At 70.3% G+C, this 17416-nt stretch carries 11 protein-coding genes and 1 pseudogene; 5 read left to right on the top strand and 7 right to left on the bottom strand.

Features of this window, described 5'->3' with window-relative positions:
• Positions 1-66: 66 nt before the first annotated feature.
• Positions 67-1257, top strand: coding sequence for an NAD(P)/FAD-dependent oxidoreductase (locus tag DDF62_RS23680; protein WP_116491391.1), 1191 nt, complete (start codon positions 67-69; stop codon positions 1255-1257).
• Positions 1258-1442: 185 nt separating this feature from the next.
• On the opposite strand, the gene DDF62_RS23685 is transcribed toward DDF62_RS23680, so the two are convergent.
• The 4 genes and pseudogenes from DDF62_RS23685 to DDF62_RS23700 form a co-directional block, all read right to left on the bottom strand.
• Positions 1443-2219 (bottom strand): IclR family transcriptional regulator, encoded by a 777-nt coding sequence (locus DDF62_RS23685; RefSeq protein ID WP_116491392.1) that lies wholly within the window; start codon positions 2217-2219, stop codon positions 1443-1445.
• 113 nt (positions 2220-2332) lie between these two features.
• Positions 2333-3142: a hypothetical protein gene (locus tag DDF62_RS23690; RefSeq protein WP_116491393.1), complete on the bottom strand. Its 810-nt coding sequence runs from the start codon at positions 3140-3142 to the stop codon at positions 2333-2335.
• A gap of 23 nt (positions 3143-3165) precedes the next feature.
• Positions 3166-5736, bottom strand: a pseudogene (locus DDF62_RS23695) (TonB-dependent receptor); the annotation flags it as partial.
• A 360-nt stretch (positions 5737-6096) separates the two neighbouring features.
• Positions 6097-8361 (bottom strand): TonB-dependent siderophore receptor, encoded by a 2265-nt coding sequence (locus DDF62_RS23700; protein ID WP_165832364.1) that lies wholly within the window; start codon positions 8359-8361, stop codon positions 6097-6099.
• 158 nt (positions 8362-8519) lie between these two features.
• Here DDF62_RS23700 and DDF62_RS23705 point away from each other — a divergent pair, with 158 nt between their 5' ends.
• Genes DDF62_RS23705 through DDF62_RS23715 form a run of 3 tightly spaced genes read left to right on the top strand, consistent with a single transcriptional unit; the run spans position 8520 to position 10760 of the window.
• The gene (locus DDF62_RS23705) at positions 8520-8828 is read left to right on the top strand and encodes a hypothetical protein (protein ID WP_208866927.1); all 309 of its coding nucleotides are present in this window, start codon (positions 8520-8522) and stop codon (positions 8826-8828) included.
• Positions 8825-10453, top strand: a complete 1629-nt coding sequence (locus DDF62_RS23710) for a PepSY-associated TM helix domain-containing protein (protein WP_133244985.1) — start codon at positions 8825-8827, stop codon at positions 10451-10453. Before DDF62_RS23705 ends, DDF62_RS23710 begins: the two co-directional genes overlap by 4 nt.
• Complete coding sequence (locus DDF62_RS23715; protein ID WP_116491398.1) at positions 10443-10760, top strand: DUF3325 domain-containing protein; 318 nt, start codon at positions 10443-10445, stop codon at positions 10758-10760. Before DDF62_RS23710 ends, DDF62_RS23715 begins: the two co-directional genes overlap by 11 nt.
• A gap of 8 nt (positions 10761-10768) precedes the next feature.
• Here DDF62_RS23715 and DDF62_RS23720 read toward each other — a convergent pair whose 3' ends face one another.
• Genes DDF62_RS23720 through DDF62_RS23730 form a run of 3 tightly spaced genes read right to left on the bottom strand, consistent with a single transcriptional unit; the run spans position 10769 to position 14875 of the window.
• On the bottom strand, positions 10769-13342 hold the full coding sequence (locus DDF62_RS23720; protein WP_116491399.1) for a TonB-dependent receptor: 2574 nt from the start codon (positions 13340-13342) through the stop codon (positions 10769-10771).
• Positions 13326-14339 carry a FecR family protein gene (locus tag DDF62_RS23725; RefSeq protein ID WP_116491400.1) on the bottom strand — a complete coding sequence of 338 codons (1014 nt, stop codon included), beginning with the start codon at positions 14337-14339 and terminating at the stop codon, positions 13326-13328. The genes DDF62_RS23720 and DDF62_RS23725 overlap by 17 nt, the downstream gene beginning before the upstream one ends.
• Positions 14336-14875, bottom strand: coding sequence for an RNA polymerase sigma factor (locus DDF62_RS23730; protein ID WP_133244986.1), 540 nt, complete (start codon positions 14873-14875; stop codon positions 14336-14338). The genes DDF62_RS23725 and DDF62_RS23730 overlap by 4 nt, the downstream gene beginning before the upstream one ends.
• A 241-nt stretch (positions 14876-15116) precedes the next feature.
• On the opposite strand from DDF62_RS23730, the gene DDF62_RS23735 reads away from it, so the two are divergent.
• Positions 15117-17408, top strand: a complete 2292-nt coding sequence (locus DDF62_RS23735) for a TonB-dependent receptor (protein ID WP_165832365.1) — start codon at positions 15117-15119, stop codon at positions 17406-17408.
• Positions 17409-17416: the final 8 nt, after the last annotated feature.

A 17416-nucleotide genomic window follows, 5' to 3' on the forward strand; every position in this document is an offset into this window, starting at 1 on the left:
CTGTCGTGGGTTTTGATCCATGTCAAATGCATTGCATATTATGCAACGCGAGAGGAAGCACACGCCATGGAACAACGCATCGTCGTAGTCGGCGCCGGACATGCCGGCGGAGCCGCCGCCATCACCTTGAAGGAATTGGGTTTTTCGGGATCGATCACGCTGGTCGGCGAGGAAGCCGAGCATCCGTACGAACGGCCCAGCCTGTCCAAGGAGTACCTGTCGGGCAAGGACGCCGCGCCCGTCTACCTCGCCGAGGAATCCCGCTGGAGCGAGCTTGGCGTCGACCTGCGGCTAGGAGTCGCGGCGGCCTCGATCGACCGCGAGAGCCGCATCGTGACGCTCTCGGACGGGACCGCCCTGCCCTATGATCAGCTGATCCTGGCCACCGGCGGCGAACCGCGTCAGCTGCCCTTCCCGACCCATCCGAGGATCTTTCCGCTGCGCACGACGGGCGACGCCAAGGCCATCGCGGCGGCGGCCAAGCCAAATGGTCGCGCGGTGGTGATCGGCGGCGGGGTGATCGGGCTGGAGACGGCCTCGACGCTTCAGGAACTTGGCCTGACCGCCGTCGTCATCGAGGCGGGAGAGCGCCTTTTGGGCCGCAACGTGCCGGGCGACGCCGCCGACTGGCTGGCCGCCGCCCATGAGCGGGTCGGGGTGGAGATTCGCCTCGGCCGCTCCGTGGCCGCCATCGAGCCGGAGGGCGAGACCCTGACCCTGCGACTCGACGACGGCCAGACCCTGGAAGCCGACCTGGTGGTCGTGGGCATCGGCATCGTACCGCGCGCGGGCCTGGCCGAGGCCGCCGGCCTGCCGGTGGGTGGCGGCGTGCTGGTCGACGAGGCCTATCGCTCGATCGGCGACGCGAACGTCTACGCCATCGGGGATCTCGCCCTGCGCCGGTTCGGCGACGCGGCCGCGCCGCAGCGGATGGAGACCTGGGCCCATGCCCAGAGCTCGGCCCGCGCGGCGGCCCTGGCGATCCTGGGCCAGCCGGCCGAAGCAGAGCCCGCCCCATGGTTCTGGACCGCCCAGTGCGGCCACAACCTGCAGATCCTGGGCGACCCGGCCGCCGGCGACACGGTGGTGGCGCGCGGCGAGGCTGTGAGGCTCTACCTCCGAGACGGCGTGCTGGTCGGCGCCGCGTGCCTCGACCAGCCCCGCGACTTCGCTTCGGCCCGCCGGCTGATCGGCAAGCCGCTGAAGGCGGAGCTGGCGGGGGATCCGGGCACGGACCTGCGCAAGGCGGCGGCTTAAGACCCCTCCAGCTCGTCATCCCGGCCGAAGCTCCGCGCAGCGGGGCGTAGAGCCGGGACCCAGGGGTCGCCGGCAATGCGTCAGCCGCCCGCGCCCGGCGGTGAGTTCAGGCGCCGAGCCCAGTCCCCTGGGTCCCGGATAAGCGCTTCGCGCTTTCCGGGATGACGAAGAAGGTTGGACGCCCCTCAAACCGCCGGGCGGCGGCCGCCGATGGTGGTCGTCACCTGGTCGCAGACGGCGGCCAGGGCCTGGCGGACCTCGTCGTCGCGGTCGGGCACGAAGGCGTCGGTGGCAAGGACCGTGGCGGTGACGACGGCCTCGCCTTGCAGGTCGAAGATCGGCAGGGCCGTGGCCCGCAGGCCCGGGATCAGCGAGCCGCTGATGGCCGAATAGCCGGTCTGGCGCACCCTCTGACGCAGGGCCTCGACGTCGACGGGCGCCAGGCCGCGCTCGGCCTGCGTCTCACGCTCGACCATGTGGCGGGTGTGGCTCTCGGGGCGGAAGGCCAGGAACACGTGGCCGGTGGCCGAGCGCAGCAGCGGCAGCGACGAGCCGACCATCAGCGAGGTGGCCACCGGCGGCGAGCCCATGGCCCAGCGCACGACGATCGGGCCGCTGGGACCGAGGGCCGCGATCTGCACCGTGCGGCCGGTCTCGCGCGAGAAGGCGGTGATGGCCTCGTCAGCCTCGCGGAAGGCGTCGACCCGCGCCAGGGCGCCCAGGCCAAGGCGCAGGGCGCCGGGACCAAGATCGTAGCGGCCGGTGGCCGGGTCCTGCCTGGCCATGCCCGAGGCGACCAGGCTGGCGAGATAGCGGTGGGCCTGCGAGGCCGACAGGTCCGAGGCCTGGGCGATCACGCCCAGGGCGGCCGGCCCATCCAGGGTCGCAAGCACGTCCAGCACCCGCAGGCCGATGCCGACCGACTGGATGCCTGAACGCTGCTTGGAATCCGACTCGGTCACTGGCTGGGTCCTGCGCTGGGAAGCGATTGAACCCGATGATGAAACGCCAGAGCCCCGACTCGCAAGGCGTCGGGGCTCCTTAGGTGTTCATAGATGAGAAACGCTCGCAGAAACTACTTCGCCAGCGGGACCCGCATGGCCAGCACCTCGCGGCTTCGACGGGTGATGCCATAGAGCATGCCCTTGTCGCTTTCGTCCCAGTCGATGGCCTGCCCCTCGGCCTCCATGCCGATGGTGTCGAGGTGATCGAGCACCCCGCCGCCCATCGGCAGCTGCATGACATAGAGCTCGGGCAAATCATGGCCGCTGAGATAGAGCCGCCCGTCGGGACCCCAGCCGCCGCCGGAAATGCTCATCGGCTTGATCCGCTCAAGCACGGTGGCCGGAAGCGCCCAGGCCTCGAGGCGACGCCACTGGTCGTCGAACTTGACCAGCGTGGTGTGGCGGTGGTCGCGCGGCGGCTCGCCGCCCTTGGCGTCGTAGTTGGCGAACATCGCCCACCAGGCGCCGTCGTGGCGGTCGACCCAGGTGACCGAGCCCGTCCCCAGGCCCAGCGAGACGCTGCGCTTGTGGGCCAGGGTCATGGGATCGAAGACCTCGACCGTGCTGACGTGGGGCGTGGCGGGGAAGTTGGAGCTGGCGCAGACCAGCTCCTTTGCGATCACCGCGCACGAGTTGATGTGCGGGAATCGGGCCTTGTCGCCGGTCCATTCGGCGCGCTTGTCGCCGGTCTTCTTGTCGAAGCGGACAATGCGCCAGTTGCTGACGGAATAGACGTCGTTCGGGCCGGCGGCGGCGCCCTGGCTGGCGCCGGCGTCGTAGCGGCGAACGGTTTCGGCCTTGCGCGCTGGCGCTGGCTTGGCGGTCTGGGCCGCCGGAGCCTCGGCCTGCAACGCCAGGGCCGCGATGAGTTCCAGGATCATGATCGGTCTCCCTTTGCCCTATCCTAGAAGCTGACCGCCGCGCCGACCCAGTAGGTGCGACCGTAATTGGCCCACTCCTGCAGGTAGCCGCGCCCCGGGCCGGTCACTTCCTGGCGGCCGGTGTTGGAGAGGTTCTGGCCCTCGACGAACACGGTGTAGTGGTCGGCGAAGCGCCAGGACAGGCTGGCGTCGAACACGTGGCGGCCCTTCCAGTACTGGTCGGAGTTGGGGTTGGCGTCGTTGATCGTCTCCAGCTGGCCGCCGATGTAGTTGTGCGAGATCCGGGCCTCGAACGGGCCGCGCTGGTAGTAGATCGACTCGTTGGTGGTGATCTCCGGCTGCTGGAACAGGCCGGTGACGCGCGGGCCGGCCGAGGTCAGGAAGGTGAACTCGGTGTCCAGCCAGGTGATGTTGCCGTTGAAGCCGAAGCCGTCGAACGGCGCGGGCAGGAAGGTGAAGGCCTGCTGCGCGGCGAACTCGACGCCGTTGATCTTGGCCGTCTCGGCGTTGCGCGGGGTCGACACCAGCACCGTCTCGGGGCCCCGGCCCACATTGAGGGTCTCGGTCGAGCTCAGCGTGAAGATCTCGTTCTTGATGTCCTTGCTGAACACCGCCAGCGAGACCATGCCGTCGGTCGGATAGAACTCGACCGACAGGTCCAGGCCCTTGCTCTCGCGCGCCTTCAGGCCCGGATTGCCGCGCGACAGGGTCGGCTGGCTGCCGTCGAAGTTCAGGGTTTCGGTGGCGGCCAGCGAGCCGTAGTCGGGACGGCCGATGGTGTTGGTCCAGGCGGCGCGGACGATCCAGTTGTCGGCCGGCTTCCACTGCACGTGCAGGCTGGGCAGCCAGTTGTCGTACGAGCCGTCGTTGCTGGTCGGGGTCAGGACGCCGCCGGTGTTGCGGATGGCGCTGGACGAGACCTTGGTGTGCTCGTAGCGCAGACCGCCCAGCAGGGTGACGTCGCCGAACTGGTAGCTGGCCTGGCCGTAGCCGGCGTAGATGTCCTCGTCGACGCCGTAGTTGCCGGTGGGCGCGGTGACGGTGGTCGTGAAGCGGTCGCGGTTGGCCTTGAAGAAGGCCATGGCCTCGGCCGCGCCGATGCGCGGGTTCAGGCGATAGCGGCCGGCGATCAGCTGGTCGGGACCGGCGGTGTCGACCTCGGCCAGGGTGTAGGTGAAGCCCGTGCCGGCGCGGTAGTTGATCTGGCTATTGGTGAAATCGCGCTTGGTCGAGCGCAGCACGCCGCCGACCTTGGCCTTCCAGGCGCCGTCGTCGTCGAAGGCCAGGTTGAAGCGGGCCTGGCTGGTCTTCTCGTCGGTCTTGGTCAGGGCGTCGCGGTGCTGTTGCAGCACGTAGTTGGCCGGGTTGCGCATCGCCGCCTCGTTGGTCGAGGTGAAGATCGGGAACAGCGGGTTGGAGGTGTCGTAGGTGAAGCCGTAGTTGGCGCCCTGGGCGTCGACGGTGCGGAACTCCACCGAGTGGTTGGGCACCTCCAGGCCGGCCTGCGAGTAGACGAGGTCGCCGTCCAGCTTCCACTGGGGCGCGAAGCTCCAGGCGAAGCCCGTGCGGGCCATGCCGATCTCGCGCTTGGTGATCGGCTGATTCAGCTGGATGATGCCGCGGCCGCGGGCGAAGCTGCCGCTGGTCTGGGTCTGGTTGGCGACGTTGCCGAGCGGCTCGATACGGTACTCGATGCGCTCCTCGTCGTCCTCCATGCGCGAGAACAGGGCCGAGGCCTCCCAGCGGAAGTCGTCGGTCGGGCGATACTCGACCTTGCCGTTCACGCCGCTGCGCTGCTTGGTGTTGTTGTACCAGAACAGGCGCAGCTGGGTCGGCACCTGGATGCCGTTGCCATTGGCCGCGCCCGACAGCACCGGCGCGCCGGCGGCGGTGTATTCGCGCACGCTGGGATCGGCGGCCTCGACCTGCGGAATGTCGTAGTCGAGCTGCTCGTGCGAGGCGCCGATGACCACGCCCCACTGGTCTTCCGAACCGAAGGTGCGGCCGGCGGCGAAGGCCAAGCGGTAGGACGGCTTGTCGTTGCGCACGTCGCCGTGGCGTTCGTAACTGCCGTACGAGGCCATGCCGTTGAAGAACGGCCGGCCCGCGTCAAAGGCGCTGCGGGTGGTGACGTTGATGACGCCGCCGATGGCGTTGCCGTCGTTTTCGGGCGTCACGGTCTTGATGACTTCCAGGCGGCCGGCCATCACCGAGGGCACGATGTCCATCGGCACGGTGCGGCCGCTCTCGTCGACCGAGGCCACCAGGGCGCCGTCGATGGTGGTGCGGTTGTAGGTCGAGCGCAGGCCGCGGATGACCGGGAAGCGCGGTTCGCCCTGGTCTTCCATCACCGAGATGCCGGGAATGCGGCGCAGGGCGGCGGCGGTGTTGTGGTCGGGCAGCTTGCCGATGTCGTCGGCCGAGACGACGTCGGACACCACGAAGGCGTCGCGCTTGACGGCGATGGCGGCGCGCTGGGCCTCGCGCTGGCCGGTGACGATGACCTCCTCGACGGCGTTGGGCGCCTCGTCCTCGGCGGCGTGGGCGAGCAGCGGCGCCGACAGGGCGCTGGTGGCGAGCAGGCCGGCGATCAGGCGGCTGGCGGCGAACGGCTTGGACATGTGGACCCCTCTGGCAAACGCGAGGGGCGCTTAGGGCGACGCCGTGACAGGGGCGCTACATTTGGATGTCAGCCAGAAACACGAAAGACGACGGTGCGATGACGACGCACGCCTAGGTCGCCCGGAAACCGCTTTCCGTAAGGGTCACGTGGCGGCGGAAAGGCCGGCGCCCGCCTATCGCGGCCCCAGCCCATTTTTTGCCGCGACCAGGCGTCCCGCCAATCGAGGCGCAACCTATTCGCGCCTTCGAGTGAATAACGCTCAAGGAGTGCGCGAAGGAATCGCGCCCTTGGCAGTCAGCGAGGGCCGGCCGACGCCGGCCCTCGCGACGCCTCACCAGCTGTAGCGCAGGGTCGCCGTCACCGTCCGGGCGGAACCGAAGTAGCAGCTGTTGTTGAACGGACAGGCCGAGATGTGGCGCTTGTCGAACAGGTTGGCGGCGTTCAGGGCCGCTTCCCAGCCCTTCAGCTCGGTCTTGGCCACGCCCAGGTCATAGCCGACCAGGGCGTCGACCAGGATGAAGCCGTCGGTGTGGAAGCGCTGGAAGGTGGTGACGTTGTTGATCACCGCATAGCTCGTCGTGCCGTCCGAACCGCCGACATAGCGCAGGCCGCCGCCCAGGCGCAGGCCCGCCGCCGGACCAGTCGCCCGGCCGGCGCGGCCCAGGTCGTAGGAGATGAAGGTCGAGGCGCCCCACTTGGGCACGCCCAGCTGGCGGGTGCCCGTGGTGGTCGGCGTGCCGCTGTTGGTGGCCGTGGCCGCCACGGCCGGCGCGCCCTGGGTGATGATCGCGTCGGTGTAGCTGAACGCGGCCACCACGTTCAGGCCGCGCGAGACCTCGCCCCGGCCTTCCAGCTCGACGCCGCGCACGCGAACCTCGCCGATCTGGATCTGCGAGTTGGCGGGTATCCCGTTCGTCCCGCCCTGCGGGTCGGCGACCGGCACCTTGCGGCGCTCCAGCTGGTAGGCCGCCAGGGTGAACAGGGCCGAGGTGCCCTCGGGCTGGTACTTCAGGCCGCCCTCGAGCTGGCGACCGGTGACGGGCACGAAGGCCTCGCCCTGCCAGGTCGTGCCGGCCTGCGGCTCGAAGGATTCCGAATAGCTGACATAGGACGCCAGGCCCGCGCCCAGGTCGTAGAGCCCGCCCAGCCGCATGGTGAAGGCGTTCTGCTCCAGCGTGCTGGAGGTGTTGTTCTTCTTGTTGTCGGTGACCTGCTCGTACCAGTCGTAGCGACCGCTGGCGATCAGCTGCAGCCGGCCGATGGTCATCTGGTCCTGGGCGTAGAGGCCCTTCTGCTCTCGGCGGCTGTAGGTGTTCACATAGGCCGACGACAGGACCGTCAGGTCCATGCTGGGCAGCGTGCCGCCATAGGTCGGCGCGAACAGCGACAGGTTGGGGATGCTGGTCAGCGGATTGCTGGTCTGGCCGGTATTGAACTGCTGGAAATTCTCGCCGGTGATCTTCTGGTAGTCGAAGCCGGCCAGCACCTGGTGCTTGACCGCGCCGGTCTCGAAGCGGGCGCTGACCTGGTTGTCGAGGGTCAGGGTGTCGAAGTCCTCGTCGGCGCCGCCGCCGCCGCGGATGATCGTCGAATAGTCGCTGTTGCGGGCCGCGCCCACGCCCGTGGTGGCGAAGCCGCCCACATAGAGCTGGCGGTAGGACAGCTTGTTGTTCTGGAAGCGGGCGTTCGAGCGGAAGGTCAGGTGCTCGTTGAAATCGTGGCGGAAGAAGGCCGCCACCGACCCGGCCTTGTGGTCGTAGCGCTCATAGCCCGGATCGCCGGTGTTGATCTCGCGCGGCAGCTTGCCGAAGGGATTAGGCAAGACCGAGCCATAGGCCGGAACGCCCGAATAGCCGCCGCCGCTGGGCGAGCGCTGGTAGGCGCCCACCAGGGTCAGGCTGGTGTCGGCGGTCGGCTCGAAGGTCACCATCGGGCTGACGTGATAACGCTCGCTGAAGGTGCCGTCGGTCATGCCGTCGCCCTTCTGCCAACCGGCCAGGACGCGACCCAGCCACTTGCCCTGGCTGTCGAGCGGAGCGTTGACGTCCACCGCCGCGCGGCGCGTGTCGAAGTTGCCCAGCTGGCCCTCGACGCGGCCAAAGCTGCCCTCCTCCGGCAGCTTGCTGGCCAGGTTCACGAGGCCGCCGGGCGTGGAGTTGCCGTACAGCACCGAGGCCGGGCCCTTGACGATGTCGATGTGGTCGATCCGGTTGAAGTCGATCTGCGGCGTCGAATAGGGCCCTGCGATCAGGCGCATGCCGTCCAGGAACACGCCCGGCGCGAAGCCGCGCACGACCAGCTGGTCATAGCGCGTGACCATGCCGCCGCGCTGGTTGGGCGAAACGCCGGCGACGAAGCCCAGGGCCTGGTTGATGGACTGCACGTTGCGGCGCGACAGCTCGTCGCCGTCGATGACGGTGATACTCTGCGGCGTCTCGATCAGGGCGGTCTCGGTCTTGGTGCCGGCGGCCGCGCGACGCGCCTTCAGGCCGGTCACCTCGACCCGCTCGACGGTGTTGGAATCGGTGTCGGCGTCCTCGGCCCAGGCGGCGGTCGCGCCCAGTCCCTGCAGCGCCGCCGCTGCGGCGACGGTCACGGCCAGCCCTCGCAAGACCCCGGCGTTGGCGTTCGCGCCACGCGCGGTTTTGGAACGGATGACCATGAGGACTCCTCGTCAAGATTGTCGATAGGATTGATAATGAGTTGCAACTATCGAAACGAGTTGTTAGGCGCAAGCCAACTTTCGGAGGTTGCGTGAACAACGATCGATCAGCGAAACAGGCGGCCGCATGGCCCGGCGTGGCGCGGATGACCGCCCGCGCCGTCACCGCCCTGTTCGGCGGTTACGCGGCCGCCGCGGCCCTGGCCTCGCTGCTGGCCCGCCTGCTGCCGATCGCTCCGGCCGAGGCCTCGGCCTGGGGCATGATCCTGTCGTTCCTGGTCTTTGCTGGCCTTGCCCTGTGGGCCTTCCACGAACGGCGCCTGGCGCTCGTGGCCACCGTGCTGTGGGGCTCGGCGCTGGTCGCCGGCGCGGCGGTGGTGCTGCTGGGAGCCCGGGCGTGAACGTGCGCCCAAGCTTCCCCGCTCCTGCCCCGCCCGTCCGGGCGCTGCGCCAGTCCATGGCCTGGATCCATGCGTGGCTGGGCCTGCTGGCCGGCTGGATCCTGTTCGCCATGTTCCTGACCGGCACGGCCAGCTATTTCCGGCCCGAGATCACCCAGTGGATGCAGCCGGAGCTGCGCTCGGCGTCCGTCCCCGCCGAGCAGGCCGCCCAGGCGGCGATCGCCCACATGCAGGCGACCACGCCCGACGACCAACAGTGGTTCATCTACCTGCCCGACGACCGCACGGCCGTGACCCGGGTGTTCGCCCGCGCCAAGCCCAATCCCGAAAAGCCGCCGGCCCGCCGTCCCGAACTGAAGCTGGACCCGGCCACCGGCCGGTCGCTGGAAGCCCGTGACACGCGCGGCGGCGAGCACTTCTATCGCTTCCACTTCCAGCTCCAGCTGCCGCATCCGTGGGGACGCTGGCTGGCCGGGGTCTGCGCGATGTTCATGCTGGCGGCGATCATCTCGGGCGTGATCACCCACAAGCGCATCTTCGTGGACTTCTTCACCCTGCGCTGGCGCAAGGGCCAGCGCAGCTGGCTGGACGCGCACAACGCCTCGGCGGTGCTGGCCCTGCCCTTCCACGCCATGATCACCTACACCGGCCTGATCACGCTGGTGGCGATGTACATGCCCTGGCCGGTGAAGGCCAATTTCGACAAGCCTGACGCCTTCACGGCCGCCGCCTACGGCGCTCCGGCCGAGGCCAAGGCCTCGGGACGCCCCGCGCCGCTGCTGCCGGTCGGCCCGATGATCGAGGCGGCCGGACGAAGCTGGAGCGGCGACGCCCCGCGCACGGTCGTCATCCGCAATCCGGGTGACGCGGCCTCGACCGTCACCCTGCTGCGCGCCACCGGCGGCCGGCTGAACGCGCGGCCGGACTCGATCACCTTCTCCGGCGCGACGGGCCAGGAGCTGTCGCGCTCGCCCTCGCCCGGTCCAGCGATCGCCACGGCCGGCGTCATGCTGGGCCTGCACCTGGGCCATTTCGCCAGCCCCGCCCTGCGCTGGGTCTATTTCCTGCTCGGCCTGACCGGCGCGGCCATGGTCGGGACGGGCCTCGTCCTGTGGGTGGTCAAACGCCGCAAGCCGAACGCCGCGCCGTTCTTCGGGCTGAAGCTGGTGGAGCGGCTGAACATCGGCGCCATCGCCTGCCTGCCCAGCGGCATGGCCGCCTACCTGCTGGCCAACCGCCTGATCCCCGCCGCCCTGCCCGGCCGCGCGGAACTGGAGGTCAAGGCGATGTTCTGGACCTGGTTCGGCCTGGCCGTGATCTCGCTGCTGCGTCCGGCCAAGCGGGCCTGGACCGAGACCCTGGGCCTGGCGACACTGGCCTTCGCCGCCCTGCCCGTGGTCAACGCGGCGACCACCGATCGCGGACTGATCGCCAGCCTGCGCACCGGCGACTGGCTGTTCGCCGGTTTCGACCTGGCCATGCTGGCCATCGCCGCCCTGTGCGGCCTGGCCGCCTTCAGGGCCTCGCGCAAGCCGCAGCCGCCCAAGATGAAAGCGTCCGTCCGCGCGCCCGCGGCGGCCAGCCCCAAGCCGGCGCCGGCCAAGGAGAGCGTCGATGCCTTATGAAAGCGGCCTGATCAGCTTCGCGGCCTTCACCTGCCTGGCCCTGGCCATGAAGAAGCACCGGTCGGGGCTTGAGCCCCTGGTCCTGCCGTCGGAACGGGTGCTGCGCGTCCTGGGGTGGTGCCTGCTGGCGCTGTCGGCCGCCGTGGCCGTCTTCCGGCTGGGACCGGCGCTGGGCGTCACCGTCTGGATCGGCCAGATGTGCGTGGCCGCCGCCCTGCTGGTGCTGCTGCTGTCGTGGCGGCCGAAGGCGGCGACCGCCCTCGCGGGCGTGGGCCTGATCTGCGTGCCGTTCCTCGCCTTTCTCTGACCGGCGGATCAGAACCTGCGCCGGACGGCGACCTCGACCGTGCGCGGCTCGCCGTAGATCATCGAGGTGGCCGTCACCGCCGGCGTGATCGCGCCGCCGCCGGCTGCGTACACCGCGTCGAAGAGGTTGCGCACGGCCAGTGTCAGGGTCAGGTCGTCGCGGCGAGGCGGCTGGACGGTCAGGCCCGCGCCGACGACCGCGAACGCCTTCTGCATGCCGTTGCTGTCGTGAGCGCGCTCGACATAGCGCACCGGCCCGCTCTGGAAGAGGTCGCCCCACAGGATCCAGCGGCCCAGGCGATCATGGTCGACCAGCCGCCAGTCGGCCGTCAGGCGCGCCGTGTAGGGCGGCGAATAGGAAAACCGCAGCGAGCCCGGATCGGTCGGCGTCAGGCCGGCCAGCAGGGCCGGCACGGTCAGGGCGGTGAACCGCGCCTGAGTCAGCGTCGCCGAGGCCGACAGCGTCAGGCGCTGGGTCCACTGGCCCCGCCAGCCCAGCTCCAGGCCGCTGATCGTGGCCGAGCCGGCGTTGATGATCAGGTTGGGCGGGTCGTTGGCGGCGACGCCGTCGCCATCGAAGTTCTCGGCCGGAAACAGGGCCCGCTGGATGTCGCGCGACCAGCCCCGGAACAGGGCCGCGTCGACGCGATGACGCCAGTCGCCCGCGCCGCCGGCCCATTTGAGGCCAAGCTCGACGTCGGTCAGGCTTTCGGGCGCATAGACCTGATAGGCCTCCAGCAGCGGTCCGAAGTTGGGCGCATTGACCCCGCCTGCGCGATAGCCCCGGCGAGTGACGGCGTAGAGGGTCAGGTTCTGCTTTCCGCGCCAGGTCAGCCCCAGGGTCCAGGTGGGCGCCGAGGACTGGGCGCGGCCGGCCTCGCCGCAGGCGGCCTCGGAGATGTCGGCGGCCGGGGCGGCCACCCGCACCTGGCAGGCGCTTGAGACATCGCGAGTGTAGCGCAGGCCGGCTTCCAGCTCGAAACCCGCGCCCAGCCGCCGCGTGGCGTCGATGAAGCCCGCCAGGCTCTCGCCGCGCCGGTACTGGAACTCGACGCGCGCAGGGTTCGTCGGCGTCACCACGCTGGCCCAAAGGGTGCGCTGCACGCCGACCGGCGCGGTGGACATGTAGAACAGGCCCGCCTGCCAGGCGCCGTCCTGGCCCGCGCCACTGGCCCGCACCTCCTGGGTGAACTGGCCAAGGTCGATGTGGCGGACGATCTGGTTGAGCGGCAGCGGCGAGCCGTCGCTGTCCAGGGCGCTGTCGAGCACGCTGCGCCGATAGGCCGTGACCGAGCGGACGTTCAGCCCGCCGTCACGCCAGTCCAGCCGCAGGGTCGCCCCGTCGTTGCGACGGTCCGAGCGCGGGGGAAGGTCGATGTCGGTGGCGCGGGTCCCGCGCGCCCTCTGCCGGGAGAGAGCGATGTCGATGTCGCAGCCGGCCATGCCGCAGTCGAAATAGGGCGCGGCCTCGGGCGTGCGGCCATTGCCGCCGCCGGTGACGTCCGGCGGATTGGGATAGCTGCCCGACAGGATGGCGGCGCTGCCGGTCTCCCAGGCCCGAAATCCGTCCAGCACCAACAGCGCCGACAGCGGACCGTCCGGCTTCCAGGCCAGCGAGAGACGCACGGCGGCCTGGTCGCGGTCGTCGAGGTCGCCGCCGACGCCGAGTTTCTCGACCACGCCGTCGCGCTTGAGGCCGTAGGCGGCCAGGCGCACCGCCACCGGAGCGCCGGCCCTGGTCAGGTCGGCCGCCGCCTCGACCTCGCGCAGGCCATAGGAACCCGTCGCGATACGGACATGGGCGCCATGTCCCGGCTCGTTGGTGTGGATCAGCAGCGCGCCGCCGGTGGTGTTGCGGCCGAACAGAACGCCCTGCGGTCCGCGCAGGATCTGCACCTCCGACAGGTCAAACGACGGCAGGATCGAGCCGTTGTTGGGCAGCGGCGCCTCGTTGACATAGGTGATCACCGACAGCGCGGAGTCGCCGGCCGTGGCGCGACGCTGGCCGCGAATGACCAGGGTCGGCGTCTCGACCGAGACCTGGCCGGCGGCGGTCAGACCCAGCGCCGCCTGCCGCAGCGCGAGCGTTCCATCGCCGCCGAGGCGGTCGAGATCGGCGGCCGACACCGCCGCGACCGAAGCCGGCACGTCGATCAGCCGCTCCTCGCGGCGGCGGGCCTGGACCAGCACGGCGTCCAGCGGTTCGCCGGCTTCCGGCCGGGGGGCTGGCAGACGCCTTTCGGACGGGGCGGCGGCTTTCGCCGGTGGCGGCGCGCTAGCGGGCGTCAGGGCGAAGGCCCGGGGGCCGATGCGGCGCGCGGTCAGGCCGCTGCCCCGCAGCAGGCGTTTCAGGGCCTCCTCGGGTTCGGAGACCGCGCGGCCGCCGGGAGAGCGCAGCCCGGCCACGGCCTGGGGCGCGAACAGCACGTCGACCCCGGTCTGCGCGGCATAGGCCTGCAGCGCGCCTTCCAGGGGACCAGCCGGAACATCGAAACCAAGGGGAGCCGCCAGCGCCGCCGAGGCCTGGGCCAGCAGCGCCAGGGCCGCCAGGGCCGGCGCCGCGCGGCTAGTCGGCCGTCGCACCGGTGTCCTTGGCCGGCGAGAGCACGATCGAGCCGTCGGCAGCCTCGCCGATGGTCAGGCCGTGGATCACGGCCACGGCGCGGGCGAAGGCCAGGGGGTCGTCGCCGCCGAAGGCGCCGCTGAGCTTGAGGTCCTTGGCCGATCCGCGCACGACGATCCGGCGCCCGCCTCGACGGTTGATCTCAGCGGCGGCGTCGGAAAGCGCGTCGCCCTTCAGCAGCAGCCGGCCGTCGCGCCAGGCCGTGGCGGCGCCGACGTCGGAGTTGGAGACCGTCTCGCGTCCCTGCCTGTCCGCCGCCAGCACCTGGCCCGGCGCCAGCTCGACAGGTTGACCCTCGCCGCTGACCCGCACCCGGCCGCGCAGCAGCGCGACCTGATAGGTCTTGGCGGCCGGCGCCAGGTCGACCTCGAAGGCGGTGCCCAGGGCGCGCACGACGTGACCGCCGCCGCTGACCTCGAACGGGCGCGAAGGATCATGGGCGACGTCGAAGAAGGCCCGGCCGCCGGTCAGCGCGATGTCGCGCGAGCGCCGGTCGATCCGGGCGGTCAGCCGCGCGCCGCCGTCGAGCACCACACGCGAGCCGTCGGCCAGCACCACGGCGCTGCGCTGGCCGGGCGCGGCGGCGAAGCTCTGCTCGGAGGCGCCTGCGCGCGTCCAGGCGAGGCCGCCCAGCCCCGCCAGGACGGCGATGCCGGACAGGCCGGCCGCCATCAGCGCGAAACTTCGGCGCGCGTTGCGCGCCTTGCCCTGCGTGAAGGCCGCGCGGGCCTGGGCCAGTTCGCGATCGAGCCCGCCGGCGGCGACGGCGTCGTCCAGCGCCGCCTCGACCTCGGCCATGGCGGCATAGGCGTCGACATGCTCGGCGTCGGCTTCCAGCCAGGCGGTGAGCGCGGCCTCGTCGGCGGGGCTCCAGCCCGACGCGCGCCGGCGCTCATGCCAGTCGGCCGCAGCGTCGTAGACGTCGGCCAGGCCGTCATTGGCGGGAACGGGGCTCATGGACGGCGAACCCGTCGGGTCAGGTGGGCCATGGCCCGTCGCACGTCCTTCTCAACGGTGCTGATCGACACCCCCAGGGCGTCGGCGATGGCCTGATGCCTCAGGCCGTCGATCCGGTAAAGCAGGAACACGTGCCGGGTCCGCTCGGGCAGGTCGGCCAGGGCCCGGCGAACCTCCGTCAGGGTCTCGCGGTCGATCAGGGTCTGTTCGGGCGTGGCCGGAACCTGGGCGGCGGCGTCGTCCTCGATCTCGGGCGCGGCCAGGCGGCGTACCTGCTGGCGGCGCGCGCGGTCGCGGATCAGGTTGGCGGCGGTCTGGAAGAGGTAGGAGTCCAGGCGCTCGACGCCCTCGTCGGGCGGACGGCGGGCGAAGCGCAGGAAGACCTCGTGCACCAGGTCGTCGACATCGGCCCCGCCGCCTATGCGCAGGGCGATGAAGCGACGCAGCATGCCCTCGTGCCGGCGCACGACCTCGTCGATACCGCCCGGCCGAAGCTCGGCTATCGCCGCCTGACTGAACGCGGACTGTCCGGACACCTCGTTCTCCCGCTCTGAGGCCGGGCTATTCGAACTTCGCCGCCAGGCGATGGTCGAACCGGCGCCGAGACCGGCGTTTTGGCCTCACCGCCGCTCATTTGATCAGCATGCGCCCAAATTGCGCGCAGCTTGACCAGGCGCGCACCAGACCGCCCGGAGGCGAAGAAAGTCGTAAGGGCGATCTCCCCTCGCCCGTCTTGCGGCCCGGAACCGAGCTTCTGGCCGGTCCTCAACGAAGGGGATGAACTTGAACCGCACTGCCTTCCGCACCTTCCGCCGCGCGGCCATGGCCACCAGCGCCCTGGCCGCTCTGGCCGCCGCCGGCGCCCACGCCCAAGAGGCGCCGTCCGCCGCCGTCGACGAGATCATCGTCACCGCGCTGAAGCGCTCGACCAGCCTGCAGGACACCCCGCTCAGCATCTCGGCGGTCGGCGAGACCCAGCTCAGCCGGATCGGCGCCACGGGCATCAACGACTACTTCCGCCAGGTGCCGAACCTGTCGCTGGACGGCGGCACCCCGTCGAACCGCCGCATCACCCTGCGCGGCGTGCGCAGCGCCGGCGAGGCCACGACCGGCCTCTACTACGACGAAACCCCGCTGACCGGCCCGACCGGCACCACCCAGGACGCCGGCTCGACCACGCCGGACATCAACCTGTTCGACGTCGAGCGCGTCGAGGTGCTGCGCGGCCCGCAAGGCACGCTGTACGGCTCGGGCTCGATGGGCGGCACCCTGCGGGTGATCTTCAACAAGGCCGACACCAACGACTACGCCGGCGCGGTCGAGGCGCAGGCGACCACCACCAAGAACGGCGACGGCGGCTACTACGGCAAGGGCATGGTCAACGTGCCGCTGGTCGAGGACAAGCTGGGCGCGCGCCTGGTGCTGTATCGCGAGCAGCGCGGCGGATATGTCGACAGCGTTCCGCTGAACAAGCAGGACATCAACGGCTCGACCGCTAGCGGCGGCCGCCTGATGCTGACCTACACGCCGACCGAAAGCCTGACGATCCGCACCACGGCGGCCCTGCAGAACGAGGAAGTCGACGGCCAGGCCAGTTGGTCGGCCGCCGCCGGCCGCTACAAGTCCGACCGCAGGACGATCGCCCAGAGCAACTCCAAGCTGGCGCTCTACAACGTCACCGCCGAGTGGGACCTCGATGTCGCGACGCTGACGGCGACGTCGTCGTACTACAAATGGAAGATGCTGCGGAACAGCGACTGGACCAACAACATCGCCAACAACCGCACCAGCAGCGCCGCCTGCGGCCGCTATTTCGGCCTGTCGGGGACGACCTGCTCCAGCGCCCAGCTGTCGCAGTACACCGCCTGGGCGGACTCGCGCGGCCCGGCCGTCTCCTGGCAGCCGATGAGTCTGGAGACCTGGACGCATGAACTGCGCGCCAGCGGCAGCCTGTTCGAAGACAAGCTCGATTGGACCGGCGGCGTCTACTACGAGACCCGCAAGGACCACGTCGACAGCATCCAGACCCGCGCCGACGCCACCACGGGCATGGCCATCCAGCCGTTCGACGCGCTGGGCGCGCGCTACATCGACAACGACGTCAAGCAGACCGCCTTCTTCGGCGAGCTTTCGTATCACGTCACCGACGCCCTGACGGTGACCGGCGGCGCCCGCCGCTTCGACTACGACAAGACCGTCTCGGGCGCTGTGACCATCGGTAACGTGATCTCCAATTCGCCGGTCACGGCCTTCAGCCAGGTCGACGCCAGCGCCAAGGGCTGGGTGCAGCGCGTCAACGTCAACTACGAGGTCAGCAAGTCGCTGATGGTCTACGCCCAGGCCTCGAAGGGCTTCCGTCCCGGCGGCGCCAACAACATCCCGGGCCTGACCACGGGCCTGGTGGCCTTCGCGCCCGACAGCCTGTGGAACTACGAGGCAGGCGTTAAGAGCGACTGGTTCGACCGCCGCCTGACCGTGAACCTGTCGGCCTATCAGATCGACTGGGACAACATCCAGGTGCAGGCGCAAGCCAATGTCGGCGCGAACTTCTTCATCATCACCAACGCCGGCGCGGCCCGCATCCGCGGCTTCGAGCTGGAGGCCACCCTGCGGCCGATGACCGGCCTGACGCTGAGCAGCGCCATCGGCGTCTCCGACGCCAAGCTGACCGAGGACCAGACCAACTCTTCGGTGGTGGTGTCGGGCTCGACCGGCCTGGAGGGCGACCGCCTGCCGTTCGTGCCCAAGTTCAGCGGCTCGGTGAACGCCGACTACACCTGGCCGATCGGCGATGGCCTCAACGGCCTGGTGCACCTGGACGCCAGCTACACCGGCAAGACCGCCTCGCAGTTCCGCCCCACCTTCGTCTACTACGAGAAGGTGCCGTCCTACGCGGTCGTCGGCGCGCGCGTGGGCGTCGAGGGCGAGGGTTGGGGCGCCTACGCCTTCGCCCAGAACCTGACCAACTCGATGGGTCCGGTCTCGATCACCTCGGCCGCCGGCGCCCTGGACCAGGTGGTCAGCCTGACGCCTCGCACCCTGGGCGTCATGGTTCGCCGCACTTTCTGATCCCGCTC

Source organism: Caulobacter radicis (genome assembly GCF_003094615.1).
GTDB lineage: Bacteria > Pseudomonadota > Alphaproteobacteria > Caulobacterales > Caulobacteraceae > Caulobacter > Caulobacter radicis.